The following is a 19,179-nucleotide window of genomic DNA, read 5'->3' as shown; positions in this document are numbered from 1 at the left end:
CCGGACGATTGACCAGAAGATCCGCCGCGGTGGCTGTGGCTCGCTCGTGCGCTCCTGTTGTCGGCGGAGGGCAGTGATGGAACTCCTCAACACCGCGCTCTTCATCGTCGAAGCCGTCAGCTATTTCGTGCTGATGGTCAGTCTCCTGCATTTTCGACAGCGCCTCGGACTGGGTGTCTTCCTGACGGCGCTCGGCGTCATGCATTTCATGGAGACCTATCTTGCTGCGGTCTTCTATGTTTCCCTGCCATTCGGGAACGTATCGCCGGGGTCTTCGATCTTCTTTTCCGGCAAGCTGATGATGATCCTCATGCTCTACCTGCAGGAGGATGCGGCGACCGTCCGCCAGCCGATCTATGGTCTGTTTCTCGGCAATCTCCTGACCGTCGCCATTGCCTGGGTGCTGCAGCTTCATCAGCCGCTGGATCTGTCGCCCGGCCATCCGGCAGACGTTAATTTCCTGAAGGAAATGGGGTGGCTGATGGTGTGGGGCACGGCAATCCTCTACCTCGACTCGCTCGGCATCATCCTGCTCTACGAGAAGCTTGGCGATTTCACGCGTCGCCGCGTCGTGCTGCGCTTCATGATCTCGGGCCTTGTACTTCTGACATTTGACCAGATCCTCTTCTTCAGCGGCCTGCATTATTTCGTGGGCGTGCCGATGACGGCCTTCTGGGCTGGATGGAAAGCCAAGATGCTGGCCGTCTGCCTCTATTCACTGATGTTCGCCGTCTATGAATACCGTATCCGCCGGGACGGTGTTGCCGCCTCGGCCCGCTCGATCAGCGACCTCTTCGGGGATCTGACATTCCGCGAGCGCTATAACGATCTCCTGGAGCGCACCGGCCGCGACATGTTGACCGGCGTCTATGACCGCAGCCGCATGGAACTGGAGGCGCCGCTGATGGTGCGCGAAGCGCTGCGGCAGGGCCAGTACGCGACCGTTCTCATCATCGATGCCGACCATTTCAAGGACGTCAATGACGGCTTCGGCCATCTGCAGGGCGACAAGGTTCTGAAGGCCATTGCCTCGAGGCTAGGAACGACGCTGCGCTCCAGCGACCGTATCTTCCGATTCGGCGGCGAAGAGTTTGTCGCCGTTTGTCCAGGCACAAGCCATGAGGAAGGCTTGCTGCTCGCCGAGCGCCTGCGCTGGACGATCGTGACCAGTGTGAAGACGCCCGATGATGCGTCGGTATCGGTGAGCATAGGGGCTGCAACCGCCGACGAAGACGGTACCAGCTTCACGACCGTGCTTTCGGCGGCAGACAGCCGCCTCTACGAGGCAAAGAAGAGCGGCCGCAACTGTGTCGTCGGCCGCTCCGGTGTCGTGAAAGTCAGCTAGCTTCCGCCCGCTCAGGCGGCGCGGAAAAGCTTGGCGCCGGAGGGAGCGCTCGTCATACCGCCGTCGACGGTAATTTCGATCCCGGTGACATTGCTGGAATCGCTGGAGGCGAGATAGAGCGCGGCCTTTGCGATCTCATCTGCTTCGCTCATGCGGCCAAGCGCGCTCATGTTCCCGAGCTTTTCTTCGAGTGCCGACATCGCATCTTCGGTCTGCGCATAGGGCGACCAGATCGGTGTGCGCGTGCCGCCCGGCGTTACCTGATTGACGCGGATACCGCGGGGCGCAAGCTCGGAGGCAAGGTTGCGCGTCATGGAGCGCACGGCACCCTTGGTGGCGGCATAGGCCGACCAGCCGGGCGCGCCAAGAACGGCATGGACCGAGCCGTTGAGGATGACAGAAGCGCCATCATTCAGATGCGGAAGTGCCGACTGAACCGTGAAGAAAACCGAGGTCAGGTTGGTGCTGATGATCTTTTCGAACTGTTCCAGCGAGGTCTGGCCGAGCGGCGTTGCGCCGCCGATGCCGGCATTGGCAAAGACGACATCGAACTTGCCGACGGCAGAAGCTGCCTCGGCGAAGACCTTCTCCGCCGCCGCAACGTCTGTGAGATCGATCTTCAGCGTCAGCACGTCGCCGCCAAGTGCTTTCTTGGCCGCTGCCAGCGTTTCGGGGTTGCGGCCGGTGATGATGACCTTCGCGCCTTCGGCAACGAAAACCTTGGCAGTGGCAAGCCCGATACCGCTGTTGCCGCCGGTAATGAGCGCGATCTTGTTCTTGAGACGCATGGAATGGCTCCTATTGGAAAATGGCTCGATCTGGATTATGATCGATATCTACAAGGATTATGATTATAATCCACATAAGTCAAGTCCGCATATCGGGAGATTTTCGATGGGTCATTCGCAATTGGAAAAGCAGAAGACGCACGACAGGATCGTCGAGATCGCTTCCAAGCGTCTGCGAGAGAAAGGACTGGAAGGGCTCGGCGTGGCCGATCTAATGAAGGAGGCGGGGCTGACTGTTGGCGGCTTCTACAAGCATTTTGCCTCGCGCGACGAGATGGTGGCCGAAGCCATGAAACTGGCTTTCGGCTCCTGGGAAGCGAAGGTGCGTTCGGAGGGCAGGGCACCCGCAGATATCCCGATGGCGGAATATTCCGCCAATTATCTGAGCCCGCATCATCGCGAGGACGTGAGCGGCGGCTGCCCCTTTGCTGCTCTGACGGCCGACCTTGCCCGTAGCGGCGAGAAATGCCGTTCGCTTGCGACCGATCAGTTGAAGGCGAATCTGGGAAATATGGCCGGACGTGTGGCAGCGGCCGATGAGGCGCAGGCACGTCGAAAGGCGATTATCCTCTCCAGCCTGATGACGGGCGCCGTCGGCCTCGCACGCATTGTCGACGACGAAGAGCTCTCCGACGAAATCCTGGAAACGGTCCGCTCCTTCACCGATGACTTCGCGGGAAAATGAAAGGGCCGGCATCGCGCCGGCCCCGTCGAGTGGTACTTCTTAGTTCACGGATTAAGCAGCAAGCGCGAGCTCTTCGACGCGCGACTTGGCAGCGCCGATGGCCTTCTCCGCTGCTTCCGGGCCGAAGGCGAGACCTTCGACATAGATGGTTTCGATATCGGTGATGCCAAGGAAACCGAGAACCGACTTTAGGTACGGAACGGCGTGGTTCATGCCGGCGGCCGGACCCTGGGAGTAGACGCCGCCGGAGGCGAGAACGACATAGACCTTCTTGCCGGTCGCGAGGCCGACCGGGCCGCTTTCGGTGTACTTGAACGTAAGGCCTGCGCGGGCAACGTTGTCGATCCAGGTTTTCAGCGACGAATAGATGTTGAAGTTGATGAGGCCGGTGCCGATGACGATGCTGTCGGCGGCGAGAAGCTCGTTGACCAGCTCATCAGAAGTCTTCACGGCTGCAGCTTCCTCAGCCGTACGGGCTTCCGGCGGCTTGCGGATGGCAGCAGTGAACAGGTCATCAATATGCGGCAGCGGATTTGCGGCGAGGTCGCGACGAACGACGACGCTACCCGGGTTCTGGCTCTTGAGCTTGTCGGCGAGCTCGGCAGCGATCGACGTGGAAAGTGATTCCGAACGCGGGCTGGACGTCAGAAGAAGAATGGAAGACATAGTTGAATTTCCTCTCGAATTGGATTTCAGCTGCCGGTTGGAAACGGCAAACCGCTGTGTTCGAGTGTGAAAATAAGGCTGGCCCGCTATCGAAAAAACTGGGATAATGTCGATCAAAATTATCGATGGATTGGATGGAAGATGCTTCCCAACCCGACACTGGATCAATTGCAGGTTTTCCTGACGGTCGCCGAAACCGGCAGCTTTTCGGCCGCCTCGCGCGTGCTGAACCGCGCGCAGTCGGTGGTCAGCTATACGATCGCCAATCTGGAAGCCCAGCTCGAAGTGCCGCTCTTCGAGCGTTCCGGCGCCCGCCAACCGAAACTGACGGATGCCGGCAAGGCGATGCTGGAGGATGCCCGCCGGCTGATGGCCGACCTCGAAGTCATGCGCGCCCGCGTGAAAAGCATCAAGCAGGGGTTGGAGGCGGAGCTTTCTCTGGCAATCAGTGTCATGGTGCCTGCCGATGCCGCTATGATGGTGCTGCGCGAGTTCCGCGAAAAATTCCCGGGTGTAGCCCTCAACCTCAATGTCGGCGAGCTCGGCATGGTCATGGACATGGTGATGAACGACAAGGCCGATATTGGGATTGGCGGAGCGCTTGTGAGGCAGGACGATTCGCTTGTGGCCGAAAAGATCGGCTACTCGTTCATGGTTCCCGTGGTCGCACCCGATCATCCGCTGGCGAGCATTGGCCGCCCGCTGACGCTGGCTGATGTGCGCGAAGAGATCCAGCTTGTGGTTTCCGATGCCTCCGGCCTGACCAAGGGGCGGGACTTCAACGTCCTGTCTTACAGGACATGGCGTGTCAGCGACATTGCGACCAAGCACCAGCTCATCAGGGGTGGTCTCGGCTGGGGTGGCCTTCCGGTTTCGGTCGTCGGAGAGGACATCATGAAGGGCAATCTGGTCGCCATCAAGCTGGAGGCTTACGAGCAGGGCGAATATCCGATCTATGCCATGCGCAGGGCCGCAAATCCGCCAGGCCCCGCCGGGCAATGGCTGGTCGAGGCCTTTCGCGGGCGGCTCTCCATGTGCCCGAGCCATGGCGAAATGATCAACATACTGGGCATTGACGGGCTGCATGCCATTCCCGAAGCTGCCGAATAGCTGCACGGTTGACGGGTTTCCGGCCTTTGCTATAACGGCGTTACGGTCTGCAGTTCACCGAGGCGTCGCCGTCCCGCAAGGGAAGCTAAACCTGCTCCAGAGAGATGATCAGCACTTGTCCTGTGCCGAAGTCGAAAGCCGGCGACCACCGACACCTTTTTCAGGGAACGGCGCGTTGAGGATAAGACGTGACCAGATCTATCTTTCCAATGGAAATCGCCGATCTTTCGGCTTTCGCCAAATCTCTCCGCAAGCAGATCGAAGCGCTCGCTGACAATCCGAGCCATGTCGAGATGCTCAACCTGCTGACCCGCGCGGCGGGTTATCGCAACTACCAGCATTTCCGCAGCGTGGCGCAGTCCGCTGCGGTCCTGAAGGACTGGAGCCTGAAGCTGGATCCCGAGCCTTTGCCGAATGAAGACCGCGTGCTGAAGGCATCGCGCCATTTCGATGGCAACGGGCAATTGATCCGCTGGCCGGGCAGGAGGGGGCTGCAGGAACTTTGCTTGTGGTTCCTGTGGTCGAAAATACCGGCGGATACGGAACTGACGGAACGCGAAATCAGCGATTTGCTGAGCCGCCTGCACCTCTTCGGCGATGCCGCACTGCTGCGCCGCGAGCTTTTCGATTTCGGGCTTGTCCACCGCACCCGGGATGGCAGGCAATATCGCAGGATCGAAAAGAAGCCGCCGGCCGAACTCGGCTTGCTTGTTCGTCGCATCGAAGCTGAGGCGGAAACTGCTTGAGCGAAAAGGGCGCGGTTGAAGAAACCGCGCCCCTGCGGCTTTAGAGAATCAGTCTGAATTTTGTGAAGCCCTCGGCGCCTTCGCCGGCATCCTCGATCTTCACGCTCTTGACGTCGGCAAGGTACTGCTTGGCCTTCGGGCCGCTTTCGAACACGACGGTCGTGCCGGGCAGCGGCTTGAAGGTCCAGTTGCCGTCGGCGGACGGGTTGATCGTGCCCTGATCATGGACATAGCGGACGATGACGTCGCGGTTGGTATCCGGCGCCTGGAAGATCACCTTATCGGAGGCGATGTCCGGGAAGTTGCCGCCGCCGCCTGCACGGTAGTTGTTGGAGACGACCACAAATTTCTGCGCCGGATCGATCGGCTTGCCCTCGAAGGCCAAGTTCTGGATTCGATTGGCGTCCGGATTGATGGCCTTGCCCGACGAATCATATTTCGGCGGCTGCGACAGGTCGATCTGATAGTTCACACCGTCGATGATGTCGAAATTGTAGGACGGAAAGTCCTTGTTGAGGAGGACCGCGTCCTTCGCGCCGGGTTCGATATGGTTGAACATGCCGGCGGACATCTCCAGCCACTCCTTCACCTGCGCGCCGGTGATGGCGACGGCCTGAACCGTATTCGGATAGAGATAGAGGTCGGCGACGTTCTTGATGGCGATATCGCCGGCTGGAACATCCGTATAGTAGTCCGCACCGCCGCGACCGCCGGCCTTGAAGGGGGCTGCCGCGGAGAGAACGGGCAGATCCTTGAACTGCGTATCCGCCAGCATCTGCTTGATATACCAGGTCTGCGCCTGTGAAACGATCTGTACCGACGGATCGTCGGCGACGAGCGCAAAGTAGGAATAAAGCGGCGCGGAGGTCTTGCCGACAGGCGTGCGGACATAGGCAAGCGTTGCCTCATGCTCTGCCTTGGCTGCCTCGACGACTTCCTTCTTGTCGGCAACATCGGCAACGACTTTCTTCTTGTCGTCGCGATGGTAGATCGGCCGCGCCTCGGAGGTGAAGTCGACGATCTTCCAGCTGTTGCCGTCTTTTTCCAGCAGGAGGTCGATCAGGCCGAGATGCGAACCCCAGAAGCCTGCCATGACGGCGGGCTTGCCATGCAGCGTGCCCTTGACCGGATCGGCATTGCTTATGCCATCCCAGCTCTTCGGACCGGGGAAGACAAGATGCTGGTGACCGGTGAAGATCGCATCGATGCCCTCGACGGCAGCGAGGTGGAGCGAGGCATTTTCCATCTTTTCGGACGGGGCGGAACCGTCGATGCCGGAATGGGAAAGGGCGATGACGATGTCGGCGCCGGCTTCCTTCATGGCCGGCACCCAGGCCTTGGCCGCCTGGACGATATCGCGGGTCTGCGCCTTGCCTTCGAGATTCTTGACATCCCACAGCATGATCTGCGGCGGCACGAAGCCGATAAAGCCGATCTTGACCGGGCTTTCATTGCCGGAGCCATCCTTGATCTGCTTTTCGACGATAATGTAGGGCTTGAAGAACAACTCGTCCTGCTTCGGGTCGGAGGCGAGCTGGCCCTTGGTCAGGTTGGCGCAGACGAAGGGGAAGTTCGCGCCGTTCAGCACCTTGAACATGAAGTCCAGGCCATAGTTGAACTCGTGGTTACCGAGCGTGCCGACGGTGTAGCCGAGCGTGTTCATCCCCTTGATGACCGGATGGATATCGCCGTCCTTCATGCCGTGCTGATAGGCCATATAGTCGCCCATCGGATTGCCCTGCAGCACATCGCCATTGTCGATCAGCAGCGAGTTGACGGCTTCTGCCCGGATTGTGTCGATGATGGTTGCCGTACGTGACAGGCCCATCGTGTCGTTCGGCTTGTCGGCATAATAGTCATAGGGGAGGACGTTGACATGGATGTCGGTCGTTTCCATCAGCCGCAGATGCGCCTGGTTTGCGGCAGCGCGGGCGCTGAATGGGTGCAGCAGCACGAGAGCGGAAGTGGCGGCGAGACCGCCGAGCAGGGAACGGCGGCTCATCGTAGGCACATCGAAAATGGAAGACACGGCAACACTCCTTTTGACATCATGCATCACCCGGTTCGCTGAACTTAGGATGATTGGCGAAGGAGTACATCGCGAAAATGACAGAAGAGCAACAACGATGCTGCAAAGGCGGCATCGTTTTGAAAAACCTTAGCGAACGCGCGGCACGTCGCGATGGAAGAAGCGGAAATAGGAGGCAATGAGCGCACGCGCATTGGAATTCACGTCGAACTGGATGCCGACGCGGCCATTGTGTTTCCAGCGGATGACGCCGTCGAGCAGGCCGAGATCCTCGGCTTCGATGCGTACTTTGCTGCCGGAGGCCGCGTAGAGCGGCGCCTTGACCTCGAGCGCTGCTCCCGTGGCGGAAAGATCGAGGATGCGGGCATCCACCTGGCTGTTCATATAGCGGATCTTGCCGAAGACGCGGCAGTTCTTGCGGTCAGCCTTCCGGGCAGTGATCTTGAGATTACGTGTCATGCTTGTCCCCCTGAAGAATTCGGGAAAAGCATAGGCGCGGAAGATTGAAATGCCTTTAGAGGCTTGTCTAAAATTGCGCCGAAAGTCTCAATTCCGCACGGCCGCCCGCCGCGCCACGACATGTTCGCGCCAGACTGTGAAGATACCCGCCGCGACCACGATGAGCGAGCCGACGATCATGTTCAGCGTCAGCGTTTCCCCGTAGATCAGCACCCCGAGGATGGAGGCGTAGACGAGCTGGATGTAGGTGAGCGGCTGGACCGCGGCCGCATCGAGAGCGTCATAGGCGCGGATCAGGAAATAATGGCTCGACGTGCCGGTCAGGCAAACCGCAAGCATCCACATCCAGTCCCATCCATGGACCGGCGCCCAGTAAAAAGGCCCGGCAAGCGTCATGACGGCGGCTCCGACGACACCCGTATAGAAGAAGCTCGTCATCGCCGAATCCTGCCGGCTCACGTAACGCGTGGCGATCACATAAAGCGCGAAGTTGAAGCAGGAAACGACCGCGAGAAGCAGATTCACATCGAAAAATCCGCCTTCCGGCTTCAGGATCAGCAGCACGCCGAGAAGCCCGACACCGATCGCGGTCCAGCGGCGCCAGCCGACCTTCTCGCCGAGAAGCGGAATGGCAAGCAGTGCGACGATGATCGGGGTGGCGGCAAAGATCGCCTGCGAATGCGCAAGGCCGATCAGCGCAAAGCAGGTGATTGCCAGCACCACCTGCGTGGCAAGCAGAACACCGCGCGAGAACTGAAGAAAGGGATGTTTCGTGCAGGCGGTGGCAGCGATGCCGCCGCGCATCCTTGCGGCCAGGATCACGGTGAACAGACCGAAAGCCCAATAGCGCACCATTGTCACGAAGATGGGCGAATAGGTTGAACCAAGATGTTTCGAGATTGCGTCCTGCGCTGAAAAGATGGTGAGCGCGAGAAGCAGGAAGATATAGCCGTGGGTCTTGGATTTCATGTCTTGCCGTTGAAGCGGAAGATGCCCGCAGAGCCAAGCTAGGGCAGGGTTTCACTCGCTTTGCAAGGGCTCAGAAGCCGACATTCGGCCTGTCGATGATTTCGCGGAGCGCAAAGCTGGAGTTGATCTTCACCACATGCGGCAGCGCCGAAAGCCAGTCGCGATGGATGCGCTCATAATCTTCGAGGTCACGTGCGGCGACCCGCAGGATATAGTCGTACTCGCCGGACATCAGGTAGCAGACGAGCACGTTCGGACAGCGCTTCACTGCCGCCTCGAATTCCGACAGCGTCTTGGCGAACTGGCCGGACAGCGAGATATGCACGATGGCGATCATCTTGTAGTCGAGCGCCTTATGCGAAACCCGCGCATGATAGCCGCCGATAACGCCACTCTTTTCGAGAATGTCGAGCCGCCGAGAACAGGCGGAAGGCGACAGTCCCACCTTGTTGGCAAGCTCCGCATTGGTGATACGCGCATTGATCTGCAACGCCTTCAGAATCGCAAGATCGATATTATCGAGGTCGGACATTCGAAGAACTTTCGAAAAATGGAGGAGTGACGCAATAATCTTCGAAACTTCGCATCAAGGCAAATCCTCTTTGCAAGGACATTTCGTGGCCGTGGTGCTTGGATTTAGGGGTAAGAAAACGCTCCGCGGAATGCGGACATAGAATGAGAGGAACGCGAATGCGTGTCGGTTGCCCGAAGGAAATCAAGAACCATGAATATCGCGTCGGTCTGACGCCGGCTTCTGTGAGGGAATATGTCGCCCACGGCCATGAGGTCTGGGTGGAAACGAAGGCGGGTGCCGGCATCGGTGCCGATGATGCCGCCTATGTGGCTGCTGGCGCGAAGATCGCCGCCTCTGCCAAGGATATCTTCGAAAAGTGCGACATGATCGTCAAGGTCAAGGAGCCCCAGCCCTCGGAATGGGTGCAGCTCCGCGGCGGCCAGCTTCTTTACACCTACTTGCATCTTGCGCCCGATCCGGAACAGACCAAGGGCCTGCTCGCCTCCGGCGTCACGGCCATCGCCTATGAGACGGTAACCGACGATCGCGGCGGTCTGCCGCTGCTTGCGCCGATGTCCGAAGTCGCCGGCCGTCTTTCGATTCAGGCCGGCGCCACCGCACTGCAGAAGGCCAATGGCGGCCTCGGCATCCTGCTCGGTGGCGTGCCCGGCGTTCTGCCGGCCAAGGTTGCCATCATTGGCGGCGGTGTCGTCGGCCTGCATGCGGCCAAGATGGCTGCCGGTCTCGGCGCCGATGTCAGCATTCTCGACAAGTCACTGCCGCGCCTGCGCCAGCTCGACGACATCTTCAATGGTCGAATCCATACGCGCTATTCCAGCATTCAGGCGCTGGAAGAAGAGGTCTTCTCAGCCGATCTCGTCATCGGTGCGGTGCTGATCCCCGGTGCTGCCGCGCCGAAGCTCGTTACCCGCGAAATGCTATCGGGCATGAAGAAGGGCTCGGTCATCGTCGACGTTGCCATCGACCAAGGCGGCTGCTTCGAAACCTCGCATGCAACGACGCATTCCGAGCCGACCTATGTCGTCGACGGCGTCGTGCACTATTGCGTCGCCAACATGCCGGGTGCCGTTCCGGTCACCTCTGCTCACGCGCTGAACAATGCCACGCTCGTCCACGGTCTGGCGCTCGCCGATCGCGGCCTGCGCGCCATTGCCGAGGACAAGCACCTGCGCAACGGCCTGAACGTCCATCGGGGGCGCATCACCAACAAGCCGGTTGCCGAGGCGCTCGGTTATGAAGCTGTCGCCCCGGAAAGCGCGCTGAACGTAGCGTAAAGCAACTGACTCAAGATCAGGCTAGGGCGCCGGCTTCCGCAAAGGCCGGCGTCTCTACTTTGTCGATGCGACATTGATAACAATTGTTGCGCGCCGAGCGCACATGCACATAGGCAATGCCCGACCGCGTGAGCAATTCGGCCGCATAAGCAGGAATTTTCTCGATGGGCGTGACCGCTCCGGTGCCATAAACGATCCTGTCGTTCTCGCCATAACCGCGGACGATGAAATCCGGGCTCGTGGTCAGGACGGGAGGTAGAATCTCGTCGGCAAAATAGCGCTGGCAGGGCTGTTTATGCAGGAAGATCGGCCCAGTCTCGGCATAGGGCTGCAGTTCCGGAAAGGGCCGATAGGCGAAGACGAGCAGTTCTTCTCCAGCGCCGATATTCCGCAGGCAGTGACGGCAGGGATGGCCCGGACCATCGGAAATCATTGTCTCCGGTAAACGATCGTAGGCGTCGCGGCCGCCGCTCCACAGCGCTTCTGCATCTCTTGTCAGCATAGCGGAAAACTGAATGTTGGTCATGGCAAATCTCCTCGTGAGCTTTGCCATAATGTCTGCGCTGAAGCTCAGCCAAGCCACCCGATTCTTGCCTGAAATCGGCAAGGCCTAGGTTCGGGTGCGACGCAATCAGCTTCTTCTGGCTAGTTCCAGCAATTCCTTGTCGCTCAGTGGCCTGACGATCCCGGTCCCCGTGGAAACGGGAGAGAAGCCGAACATTTGATAGAGCTGCAATGCGCGCGGATGGTCGAGATTGTTGGTCGTCGTCGTGACCTTCTTCGGATTCAGCGTCCAGATGGCGTAGAGCGCCTGAAGCAGGAACCATTTGCCGATGCCGAGGCCGAGCGCGTGCTCGAAGAGCCCGAAATGGGAAAGCTCGATCGTATCCTCGTCCTCGCAAAGATACTCGTAGAAGCCGGCTGGTGCGCCGTTGACATAGAGCACGCTGATATTGTTGCGCTTGTCATGGAGTGTAGCTGCTAGTTCCTCGTCGCTCATCCGCAACCGGTCGACCCACTGCCAGCGTGCGCCGACCTGACGGTAGAGATAGCGATAGAAGGCGAGCGGAATGCCAGGCGCGCGCATGATTGCCGTCTGGATGTTGACGGGCACAGGCAGGCTTGCCTTCGGCGGCGCAACCATTTCAAGCCGCGTGATATGGGCCTTGAGCGAGGCGGGCGTCTTTCCCATGGGCGTCAGGCTTTGACCGGTTCGGGTGGGCCTGTGACGACGGGCGTGTCCTCACGGCTGCCCCATTCGCTCCAGGAACCGTCATAGAGTTTATTGTCGGTATGCCCCAGCGATTCCAGCGCCAGCGTGATGATGGCAGCGGTAATGCCCGATCCGCAGGAGGTGACAACTGGCTTGGAAAGGTCGATACCGGCATCCTCGATCGTCTGCTTCAGTTCCGGCAGCGATTTGAAGCGACCTTGATTGGCGAAGATGCCTGAAGGCAGGCTGCGGGCACCGGGCATATGGCCGGAGCGCATGCCGGCACGCGGTTCCGGCTCGCTGGCTGCGAAACGGCCAGCGCTGCGGGCATCGGCGATCTGCAGGGCCGCACTCGAAACGATATCGCGCATCTGATCGAGGTGGACGACGCGGCTGGCGTCGTAATTCGTCTTGAAGGTCGCCGGTGCATAGCGTGGCACTTCGGTTTCGAGCGCTCGTCCTTCGGCCTTCCAGCCGTCCAATCCGCCGTCGAGCACGAAAACGTTCTTTGCGCCCATCACCCGGAACAGCCACCAGACACGCGGCGAGGCGAACATGCCGATGCCGTCATAGACGATGATGCGATCATTCTCGCTGATGCCGAGCTTGCCGGCTTCCGCCGCGAAATAATCGGGCGAGGGGATCGTGTGGGGCAGGTTCGTCGAGTGATCGGCGATCTTGTCCTGGTCGAAGCGGATCGCGCCGGGAATATGGCCGGCGGCATATTCCGCATCGGCGTCACGCTTCTGCGCCGGAAGATAGAAGGATGCGTCGAGGACGCGCAGGTCCGGCTTGCCGAGTTCAGCCTGCAGCCAGTCGGCTGAGACGACGAAACGGCTTTTGGTGTCGCTCATGATGATCTCCCCAGATATCAGGATTCGGCTATCAGGCTTCGTTGCCGGGCGTGCCGAAGCGAATGCGGAAACGCCGGTTCTCTTTGCCTTTCTTCTCGATCTTGGCAATATGAATTTGGCCGACTTCTTGTGTTTCCGAAACATGCGTGCCGCCGCAGGGCTGGCTATCGATGGCGGAATTCTCGCCGATGCAGACGAGGCTGACGCGGCCAAGGCCGATTGGAGGACGCACATTCTTCGATTTAACGATACCGGGATTGGCGGCGAGCTCTTCATCCGTAATCCACTGAAGATAGACCGGATGGTTCTGGTTGACGAGGTCCATCAGCTTGGCCGTCACATCGTCCTTGTCGATCGTGTCGGTCATGTCGAAGTCGACGCGGCTTTCTTCCTCGCCGACGGCCGCCCCCGTGATCGGATAGGAACAGACGACGGACAGGAGATGGCAGGCCGTGTGCATGCGCATCAGTCTGTAGCGGCGCGGCCAGTCAATGTGTAGCACCAGCTTCTCGCCGATTTCGGGCCGCGCCTGGCCTTCCAGCGGCATATGGATGACGATGTCCTTGGTCGCGCCGTGTTTTGCCTGGCCAAGCTCTACCTTGGAGCCGTCGACCCGTTCGAAGAAGCCGGTATCGCCCGGCTGCCCGCCCGATGTTGCATAGAAGCAGGTCTGGTCCAGCTCAATGCCCCCGTCCTCGTGAACGGCCGTGACGACCGCTTCGCATGTGGAGAGATAGAAGTCGTCACGGTAGAGGGCATTGACTGGCATTGGGGCTCACGCTGCAGGTTCGTAGGGTATTTTGATATCCGTCGAGCCGACCATCCATTCGGGAATGGGAAGACCCTTGGATGACAGGAAATCCGGATTGAAGAGCTTGGACTGATAGCGGTTGCCATAGTCGCAGAGGATTGTCACGATCGTGTGGCCGGGGCCGAGATCCCTGGCGAGGCGAGCCGCACCGGCAATGTTGATTGCCGTCGAACCACCAAGGCAAAGGCCTTCGTTCTCGACGAGATCGAAGAGGTAGGGAAGCGCCTCGGCATCGGTGACGCGATAGGAAAAGTCCGGCGTGAAGCCTTCGAGATTGGCGGTAATGCGTCCCTGGCCGATGCCTTCTGTTATCGAAGAGCCCTCGGATTTCAGCGCGCCATTCTTGTAGAATTCGTAGAGCGCCGCACCCTCGGGATCGGCAATGCCGATCTTGATATCCTTGTTGAAACCCTTAAGACCTGCCGCCACGCCGGCAAGCGTGCCGCCCGAGCCGACCGAGCAGATGAAACCGTCGACCTTGCCGTCGGTGTCTCTCCAGATCTCGGGTGCCGTGGTTTCGATATGGGCCTGGCGGTTCGCGACGTTGTCGAACTGGTTAGCCCAGATCGCGCCGTTCGGCTCGCTCTTGGCAAGCTGCTCGGCAAGGCGGCCCGAAACCTTCACATAATTGTTCGGGTTCTTGTAGGGAACGGCCGGAACTTCCACGAGCTCCGCGCCGAGCAGCCGCAGGGCATCCTTCTTTTCCTGGCTCTGCGTTTCCGGGATGACGATCACGGTGCGATAGCCGAGCGCCTTGGCGACGACCGTCAGGCCGATGCCGGTATTGCCCGCCGTGCCCTCGACGATGACGCCGCCGGGCTTGAGCAGTCCCTTCTTCTCGGCATCACGGATAATGTAGAGCGCCGCTCGGTCCTTCACCGACTGTCCGGGGTTCAGGAATTCGGCCTTGCCGAGAATGGTGCAGCCGGTCGCCTCGGACACACCCTTGAGTTTGATGAGGGGCGTATTGCCGATAGCCTCGATTACGGAGGGGTGGAAGGTCATGGAATCTGCCTCGTTTACGCATAGTTTAGGAACGGTCTTTTCCCTTCACAAGGCGGCATTGGCAAGAAATCCTATTCCATGCCTTCTAGGCCCGCGACAAAATTAGTCTTCCATTTCCAGCCTTTCGTCCAGCCCGGGCAAGCAGTGATCCGAAGATTGACTTTCGGCGTATGGATGACGACAAAGCAAGCACGGGCGCAGGAACAAGGCGTGACCGAATCTGACATGGTTCACGAGCATATCGACACGATCGATGCATTGATGGCGCACTATGTCGCCGGCTCCCTTCCGGAGCCGGCCCGCGCACTCGTGGAATCCCATCTCGAAATGAAGCCGGACAATCGTGGCCTGGTGGCTGACCTCGAACGGCTGGCTGGAGAAGCTCTGGAGAGCACGCCAGCAAGTCCGATCAGCGACCGCGATGCGAAGCTTGCGGCAATCTTCGGCTCGAAGGCTCCTGCTTCCCCTCCGAAGCTCCCGTCACGTCCGCAGGGTGCTCTTTTCCCGCGCGCCTTGCGCAACCTCATCGGTTTCGAAATCGATGACGTGCCGTGGCGCAAGCGTCTTCCGGGCTTCAAGGAATATGCGACCGATATCGACGGCTGCGAGGTCAGTCTGATGTGGATACGGCCGGGTCGTGTGCTGCCTGCCCATACGCATGCGGGCATGGAACTGATCCTCATCCTCGATGGCGCTTTCCGCGACGAGCGCGGTCGTTTCGGGCCGGGAGATATCTCGGTTGCGGATGCCACTGTCGACCATCGCCCCGTCGCCGAAAAGGACCGGCCCTGCATCGCCTTTGCCGTTTCTGACGGCCCGATCAAGCTCACCGGCTCCTTCCGGCAGATCATTGGTGACCTCATCGGCTGAAAGCAGCCATAATGCTGTGATAGAGCCATGGTCCCGGGGGAGATGAGGAGCTTCCGGGCCTGTGTTCGTGTTCAAATCGGCAGACCGGAGGAAGTGTCATGCGTAATTTCATCGCCCGTCCAGAACATGGTATCGTCTGGATTTCCGGTGCGAGCTCCGGAATAGGCCGAGCGCTGGCGCTGAAGCTCGCAGACGAGGGATACAGGGTCGCCGTCACCGCCCGCAATCACGAAAAACTGGTGGAATTGCAGCTCGAGGCGGCCGGATTGGCTGGCAGCATCATCGTTCTCGATGGCGATGTGGCCGATGCCGAAGACATGGAACATGTCATGGCCTCGATCGAATATGAGCACGGTGCGCTCGCCATGGCGATCCTGTGTGCAGGCGTCTATCAGCCCGTCCACGGCGAGGATCTGAACAGAGCCGATTTCGAGAAGACTTTTGCCGTCAACCTCTCAGGCGTCGTCAATTGCCTGCTGCCGGCGATCCGCCACATGAAGACGAAGGGGCAGGGCCAGATCGCCATCGTTTCCTCGGTCACGGGTTACACGGGATTGCCGACCAGCGCCGCCTACGGCGCGACCAAGGCTGCCCTGATCAACATGGCCGAAAGCCTGAAATTCGATCTCGACAAGATTGGTATCCGCATCCAGCTCATCAATCCGGGTTTCGTCGATACGCCGGCAACGCGCAAGAATGCCTTTCCCATGCCGGCACTGGTTTCGCCCGAGACGGCGGCAGAGCGCATTGCGGCGGGTCTCAAGTCGCAGGCGTTCGAGATCACCTTCCCGAAGCGCTTCACCTATGTGCTGAAGTTCCTGCGGATCTTGCCTTACGGTCTCTATTTCGCACTGGTGAATCGCTTCACCGGTTGGGGCGAGCGGCCTGCCAACTCCGGTCGCCGCCCGGTGACGCCGCATCCGGCCGAGTGATCAAGGCCGCGAAAAGACCACCTGCCGCACATCGATGTTGCGGGCACGAAAGCCTGCCTCGCAATAGAAGAGGTAGAATTCCCAGAGCCGCTTGAACCGGTCGTCGAAACCCATTGGCCTGAGCTTGTGCCAGACGGACCAGAAGCGCTCGCGCCATTCCGCCAGCGTACGGGCATAATCAAGGCCGAAGCCAAAGTCTCTCACCAGTGACAGGTCCATCTTCTTGCCGAGTTCGGCGAGATGGTGACGGGTCGGCAGCATGCCGCCGGGAAAGACGTATTTCTGGATGAAATCCGGATTGCAGCGATATTGCTCGAAGGCTTCAGGACGGATGGTGATGATCTGCAGCCCAGCCTTGCCGCCCGGCTTCAGGCACTGTTTCAGCTTGGAGAAATAAGCCGGCCAATATTTCTCGCCAACAGCCTCGAACATCTCGATTGAGACGATGCGATCGTAGACTCCGGTTTCATCGCGATAGTCCTGGAAGCGGAAATCGACCTTGTCGCTGAGCCCCGCCTTGCTGATGCGCGCCTGCGCGAAGGCAAGCTGCTCGCGGCTGATGGTCAGCCCCGTCACCCGGCAGTTCAAATCGCCCGCCGCGAACTCGGCAAAGCCGCCCCAGCCGCAGCCGATTTCCAGCACGTGATCGCCGGGCTTGATGCCGGTTGCCTCCGCCAACGCGCGATATTTGGCATTCTGCGCCGACTGCAGGTCATTGGCGCCGGTCGAATAGAGCGCCGAGGAATAGGTCATGCTCGGATCGAGCCATTGCTTGTAGAAGTCGTTGCCGAGGTCGTAATGAGCCGAGATGTTGCGCTTCGAGCCTATTCTGGTGTTGGCGTTCATCCAGTGGCGGATGCGCTCGACGAGGCGGCCGACACCGCCCTTGCCATGCGAATAGCTATGCGCGGCCTCGCCATTGACGAGGAAAAGCTCGAGGAAGGCAGTGATGTCGGGGCTGTCCCAGTCGCCATCCATATAGGTTTCGGCGACACCGATCGTGCCGCTGGTCAGAGCCCGGTCTGGAAGGTTCCAATTCCGGAGCGTGAGCGCTGCGTTCGGTCCGGCGATCCTTCCCTTGATGAACACCCTGCGCCCGTCGGGCAGGGTGACGGCAAGCGAACCATGCTGCATGCGCAGCAGCCCCCGCAGCGCAAGCTTGGCCTTGAAAGGCAGGCCTTTGACGATGCGCGAGACGTTCTCTGCCGTCAATGTCACGGCATCCCGGGCAGTTTGGTTCCAGTCTTGTGTTTTGCTCATCCTCCGTCCTCCCGCATTTTCTGGCCGGTTGGGGACGACGCCTGCGCCTCTCCTCCGGCGATCGAGGCGAACGCTAGATTCATTCCGCAGCTTCTGCAAGCCGGCTTGGGGGGCTTCACGCTGACGGGCGGCGGAGGCGGTGGCCGGCGAATATAGACGGCGCCTTTCAGCCAGAGTTTCAGAGCCTCCCAGTGAATTCCAGCCATGATCTTGACGGTCAAGAAGGGAATGGCCGCAAGAAGATAGCCGAGCGTCCAGCCCGTCAGCGGCTTTTGCCGGCCGCTGAATGTGGCTGCAAGAAGCGGCCCCTCTGCATCGGTCTCAAGTATGCGCCAGCGGATAGAGGCAATCGGATCAACAGTTTCAGCAGGCGGGCATGAAAAAGGCCGGTCAAGCCGGCCTCTCTCAACGAATGGGTCTTTGCCCGATCAATTGTCATATTCGCGGCATGCCTCACTGATCGAAGCGCCGCTTTCACCGCCGCGCGTATCGATGCCCGTGCGCTGCTGCGGCATTCCCGGGCATTCGATTGCCTGGCCACCGATGCTCTGCGTTGTGGTCGGGTCTACCGGACTTGCGGGAACCGGATGAATGCCGTTGCTGTCACTCGTATAGTCGGACGAGTAATTGCCCGAATTTGGGTCCGTGGAACCGCCATTGGTCGGGCCTATGCTGTCGGGATTGGACTGGGCAAATGCCGACGACGCCATGCCGATGGCAAGCAGCGATGCGGCGATAAGGGATTTACGCATAGGGCTATCCTCCTTCGATTTTCATCTTTGGTGACATTCCCCTAACCCCTCAGCGAACTCCTTGTTCCGAAATTTGATCGGAGCGGTTGCGGCGACAATGACTTATGCGATGGATTTTCCAGCCCTCGCGTGGGTTTTGGAGCTTTGTTTCTTTAGTCTATAAATTTAATAGATAATTTTGGTTGAGCTGCGTCGCAGCAGATTGCTGCGCATTCGCCAGGAGATAGCCCAGGAGATAACAGTGACAAAAATCCTGATCGTGCCGGGTCTGTTCGGTTCTGACGAGGGGCATTGGCAGCGCTATTGGCTCCATGATGTGCCGCAGAGCCGGCTGATAGAACAGGACGACTGGAACCACGCGCGTCTGGACCACTGGATGGAGCGGCTGGAGCAGGCGCTGCTGGAGGCGGGAGAAGCCTATATCGTTGCCCATAGCCTCGGCTGCATCCTGACGGCAAGGCTCGCCGACCGGCCCCTGGCTTATAGAGTAAAGGGGGCACTTCTGGTCGCCCCTTGTGATCTGCACGCAACGGAGCGACTGCATCCCGGTTCGCTCGCCTTCGGCCCCATGCCCACAAACCCGCTTCCGTTTCCGAGCCTCACCATCGGCAGCCTCGACGACAAGTACATGTCGCTCGACCGTTTGAGCTTCTACACCCGCCTCTGGAAAACCGAGGTCCGCAATATCGGTCTCGCAGGCCATATCAACATTGCCAGCGGTTTCGGCCGCTGGACCGGCGGCTACGCATTGTTCGATGCGGTAAAAGGCAAGGCGAAGGCAAAGAGACCGCAGATATCCACGTTTGCGGCAACCGCCGCATCGGCCTGACGCTTTATCGGGGCATGCGCAAGAAACGGGTTGAACTTAAGCTTCCG

The 19,179-nt window shown here is 59.7% G+C and carries 20 protein-coding genes and 2 pseudogenes; 8 read left to right on the top strand and 14 right to left on the bottom strand.

The window, feature by feature from the left end; genetic code table 11:
• The first annotated feature begins 73 nt into the window (after nt 1-73).
• Nucleotides 74-1,345: a GGDEF domain-containing protein gene (locus tag FHT87_RS22860; RefSeq protein ID WP_183729932.1), complete on the top strand. Its 1,272-nt coding sequence runs from the start codon at nt 74-76 to the stop codon at nt 1,343-1,345.
• Nucleotides 1,346-1,356: 11 nt separating this feature from the next.
• On the opposite strand, the gene FHT87_RS22855 is transcribed toward FHT87_RS22860, so the two are convergent.
• Entirely contained in the window at nt 1,357-2,133 is a 777-nt protein-coding gene (locus tag FHT87_RS22855; RefSeq protein ID WP_183729929.1) for an SDR family oxidoreductase, read from the bottom strand.
• 106 nt (nt 2,134-2,239) lie between these two features.
• On the opposite strand from FHT87_RS22855, the gene FHT87_RS22850 reads away from it, so the two are divergent.
• Nucleotides 2,240-2,818: a TetR/AcrR family transcriptional regulator gene (locus FHT87_RS22850; protein WP_183729926.1), complete on the top strand. Its 579-nt coding sequence runs from the start codon at nt 2,240-2,242 to the stop codon at nt 2,816-2,818.
• 51 nt (nt 2,819-2,869) lie between these two features.
• Here FHT87_RS22850 and FHT87_RS22845 read toward each other — a convergent pair whose 3' ends face one another.
• On the bottom strand, nt 2,870-3,484 hold the full coding sequence (locus FHT87_RS22845) for an FMN-dependent NADH-azoreductase (protein WP_183729923.1): 615 nt from the start codon (nt 3,482-3,484) through the stop codon (nt 2,870-2,872).
• Nucleotides 3,485-3,625: 141 nt separating this feature from the next.
• Here FHT87_RS22845 and FHT87_RS22840 point away from each other — a divergent pair, with 141 nt between their 5' ends.
• The gene (locus FHT87_RS22840; RefSeq protein WP_183729920.1) at nt 3,626-4,594 is read left to right on the top strand and encodes a LysR family transcriptional regulator; all 969 of its coding nucleotides are present in this window, start codon (nt 3,626-3,628) and stop codon (nt 4,592-4,594) included.
• A gap of 188 nt (nt 4,595-4,782) precedes the next feature.
• The gene (locus FHT87_RS22835; protein WP_183729917.1) at nt 4,783-5,340 is read left to right on the top strand and encodes a DUF2087 domain-containing protein; all 558 of its coding nucleotides are present in this window, start codon (nt 4,783-4,785) and stop codon (nt 5,338-5,340) included.
• Between the two features lie 40 nt (nt 5,341-5,380).
• On the opposite strand, the gene FHT87_RS22830 is transcribed toward FHT87_RS22835, so the two are convergent.
• From FHT87_RS22830 to FHT87_RS22815, 4 genes and pseudogenes are all read right to left on the bottom strand, one after another.
• On the bottom strand, nt 5,381-7,369 hold the full coding sequence (locus FHT87_RS22830) for a bifunctional 2',3'-cyclic-nucleotide 2'-phosphodiesterase/3'-nucleotidase (protein ID WP_183805000.1): 1,989 nt from the start codon (nt 7,367-7,369) through the stop codon (nt 5,381-5,383).
• A 144-nt stretch (nt 7,370-7,513) separates the two neighbouring features.
• Nucleotides 7,514-7,828 (bottom strand): annotated as a pseudogene (locus FHT87_RS22825) (PilZ domain-containing protein); the annotation flags it as partial.
• A gap of 87 nt (nt 7,829-7,915) precedes the next feature.
• Nucleotides 7,916-8,797 carry a DMT family transporter gene (locus FHT87_RS22820; protein ID WP_183729911.1) on the bottom strand — a complete coding sequence of 294 codons (882 nt, stop codon included), beginning with the start codon at nt 8,795-8,797 and terminating at the stop codon, nt 7,916-7,918.
• Between the two features lie 70 nt (nt 8,798-8,867).
• Nucleotides 8,868-9,329, bottom strand: coding sequence for an Lrp/AsnC family transcriptional regulator (locus tag FHT87_RS22815; RefSeq protein WP_183729908.1), 462 nt, complete (start codon nt 9,327-9,329; stop codon nt 8,868-8,870).
• Between the two features lie 158 nt (nt 9,330-9,487).
• Here FHT87_RS22815 and ald point away from each other — a divergent pair, with 158 nt between their 5' ends.
• Nucleotides 9,488-10,606 (top strand): alanine dehydrogenase, encoded by a 1,119-nt coding sequence (ald, locus tag FHT87_RS22810; RefSeq protein WP_183804998.1) that lies wholly within the window; start codon nt 9,488-9,490, stop codon nt 10,604-10,606.
• A 16-nt stretch (nt 10,607-10,622) separates the two neighbouring features.
• Here the strand turns inward: ald and FHT87_RS22805 are convergent, their stop codons facing one another.
• The 5 genes from FHT87_RS22805 to FHT87_RS22785 all read right to left on the bottom strand — a co-directional run bounded on the left by FHT87_RS22805 (nt 10,623) and on the right by FHT87_RS22785 (nt 14,489).
• Entirely contained in the window at nt 10,623-11,132 is a 510-nt protein-coding gene (locus FHT87_RS22805) for a DUF1203 domain-containing protein (RefSeq protein ID WP_183805088.1), read from the bottom strand.
• A 105-nt stretch (nt 11,133-11,237) separates the two neighbouring features.
• Complete coding sequence (locus FHT87_RS22800; RefSeq protein WP_183804996.1) at nt 11,238-11,798, bottom strand: GNAT family N-acetyltransferase; 561 nt, start codon at nt 11,796-11,798, stop codon at nt 11,238-11,240.
• Between the two features lie 5 nt (nt 11,799-11,803).
• Complete coding sequence (sseA, locus tag FHT87_RS22795) at nt 11,804-12,673, bottom strand: 3-mercaptopyruvate sulfurtransferase (RefSeq protein ID WP_183804994.1); 870 nt, start codon at nt 12,671-12,673, stop codon at nt 11,804-11,806.
• 31 nt (nt 12,674-12,704) lie between these two features.
• Nucleotides 12,705-13,442 (bottom strand): alanyl-tRNA editing protein, encoded by a 738-nt coding sequence (locus FHT87_RS22790; protein ID WP_183804992.1) that lies wholly within the window; start codon nt 13,440-13,442, stop codon nt 12,705-12,707.
• Between the two features lie 6 nt (nt 13,443-13,448).
• A complete protein-coding gene (locus FHT87_RS22785; RefSeq protein WP_183804990.1) occupies nt 13,449-14,489 on the bottom strand; it encodes a cysteine synthase A in 1,041 nt (346 codons plus the stop codon).
• Between the two features lie 210 nt (nt 14,490-14,699).
• Here FHT87_RS22785 and FHT87_RS22780 point away from each other — a divergent pair, with 210 nt between their 5' ends.
• Complete coding sequence (locus FHT87_RS22780; protein WP_183804988.1) at nt 14,700-15,359, top strand: ChrR family anti-sigma-E factor; 660 nt, start codon at nt 14,700-14,702, stop codon at nt 15,357-15,359.
• 98 nt (nt 15,360-15,457) lie between these two features.
• Entirely contained in the window at nt 15,458-16,291 is an 834-nt protein-coding gene (locus tag FHT87_RS22775) for an SDR family NAD(P)-dependent oxidoreductase (protein ID WP_183804986.1), read from the top strand.
• On the opposite strand, the gene FHT87_RS22770 is transcribed toward FHT87_RS22775, so the two are convergent.
• The 3 genes and pseudogenes from FHT87_RS22770 to FHT87_RS22760 form a co-directional block, all read right to left on the bottom strand.
• Nucleotides 16,292-17,551, bottom strand: coding sequence for a cyclopropane-fatty-acyl-phospholipid synthase family protein (locus tag FHT87_RS22770; protein ID WP_183804984.1), 1,260 nt, complete (start codon nt 17,549-17,551; stop codon nt 16,292-16,294).
• A 101-nt stretch (nt 17,552-17,652) separates the two neighbouring features.
• Nucleotides 17,653-17,898 (bottom strand): annotated as a pseudogene (locus FHT87_RS22765) (DUF1365 family protein); the annotation flags it as partial.
• An 81-nt stretch (nt 17,899-17,979) separates the two neighbouring features.
• On the bottom strand, nt 17,980-18,303 hold the full coding sequence (locus tag FHT87_RS22760) for a hypothetical protein (RefSeq protein WP_183729879.1): 324 nt from the start codon (nt 18,301-18,303) through the stop codon (nt 17,980-17,982).
• Between the two features lie 241 nt (nt 18,304-18,544).
• Between FHT87_RS22760 and FHT87_RS22755 the strand changes: the two genes are divergently transcribed.
• Nucleotides 18,545-19,132, top strand: coding sequence for an alpha/beta fold hydrolase (locus FHT87_RS22755; RefSeq protein WP_183729876.1), 588 nt, complete (start codon nt 18,545-18,547; stop codon nt 19,130-19,132).
• The last annotated feature ends 47 nt before the right edge of the window (nt 19,133-19,179 follow it).

The organism is Rhizobium sp. BK316, assembly GCF_014193695.1.
Lineage (GTDB): Bacteria > Pseudomonadota > Alphaproteobacteria > Rhizobiales > Rhizobiaceae > Rhizobium.
The sequence above is the reverse complement of the archived record's forward strand: the minus strand, read 5'-3'. Positions and strand labels throughout refer to the sequence as shown.

Bases quoted from the DNA above. Each gene is read 5' to 3' on its own strand.
- FHT87_RS22805 (WP_183805088.1), bottom strand. From the start codon at position 11,132: ATGACCAACATTCAGTTTTCCGCTATGCTGACAAGAGATGCAGAAGCG.
- FHT87_RS22850 (WP_183729926.1), top strand. From the start codon at position 2,240: ATGGGTCATTCGCAATTGGAAAAGCAGAAGACGCACGACAGGATCGTC.
- FHT87_RS22840 (WP_183729920.1), top strand. From the start codon at position 3,626: ATGCTTCCCAACCCGACACTGGATCAATTGCAGGTTTTCCTGACGGTC.
- FHT87_RS22800 (WP_183804996.1), bottom strand. From the start codon at position 11,798: ATGGGAAAGACGCCCGCCTCGCTCAAGGCCCATATCACGCGGCTTGAA.
- FHT87_RS22855 (WP_183729929.1), bottom strand. From the start codon at position 2,133: ATGCGTCTCAAGAACAAGATCGCGCTCATTACCGGCGGCAACAGCGGT.
- FHT87_RS22785 (WP_183804990.1), bottom strand. From the start codon at position 14,489: ATGACCTTCCACCCCTCCGTAATCGAGGCTATCGGCAATACGCCCCTC.
- FHT87_RS22775 (WP_183804986.1), top strand. From the start codon at position 15,458: ATGCGTAATTTCATCGCCCGTCCAGAACATGGTATCGTCTGGATTTCC.
- FHT87_RS22845 (WP_183729923.1), bottom strand. From the start codon at position 3,484: ATGTCTTCCATTCTTCTTCTGACGTCCAGCCCGCGTTCGGAATCACTT.
- FHT87_RS22790 (WP_183804992.1), bottom strand. From the start codon at position 13,442: ATGCCAGTCAATGCCCTCTACCGTGACGACTTCTATCTCTCCACATGC.
- FHT87_RS22820 (WP_183729911.1), bottom strand. From the start codon at position 8,797: ATGAAATCCAAGACCCACGGCTATATCTTCCTGCTTCTCGCGCTCACC.
- sseA (WP_183804994.1), bottom strand. From the start codon at position 12,673: ATGAGCGACACCAAAAGCCGTTTCGTCGTCTCAGCCGACTGGCTGCAG.
- FHT87_RS22760 (WP_183729879.1), bottom strand. From the start codon at position 18,303: ATGCGTAAATCCCTTATCGCCGCATCGCTGCTTGCCATCGGCATGGCG.
- FHT87_RS22815 (WP_183729908.1), bottom strand. From the start codon at position 9,329: ATGTCCGACCTCGATAATATCGATCTTGCGATTCTGAAGGCGTTGCAG.
- ald (WP_183804998.1), top strand. From the start codon at position 9,488: ATGCGTGTCGGTTGCCCGAAGGAAATCAAGAACCATGAATATCGCGTC.
- FHT87_RS22770 (WP_183804984.1), bottom strand. From the start codon at position 17,551: ATGAGCAAAACACAAGACTGGAACCAAACTGCCCGGGATGCCGTGACA.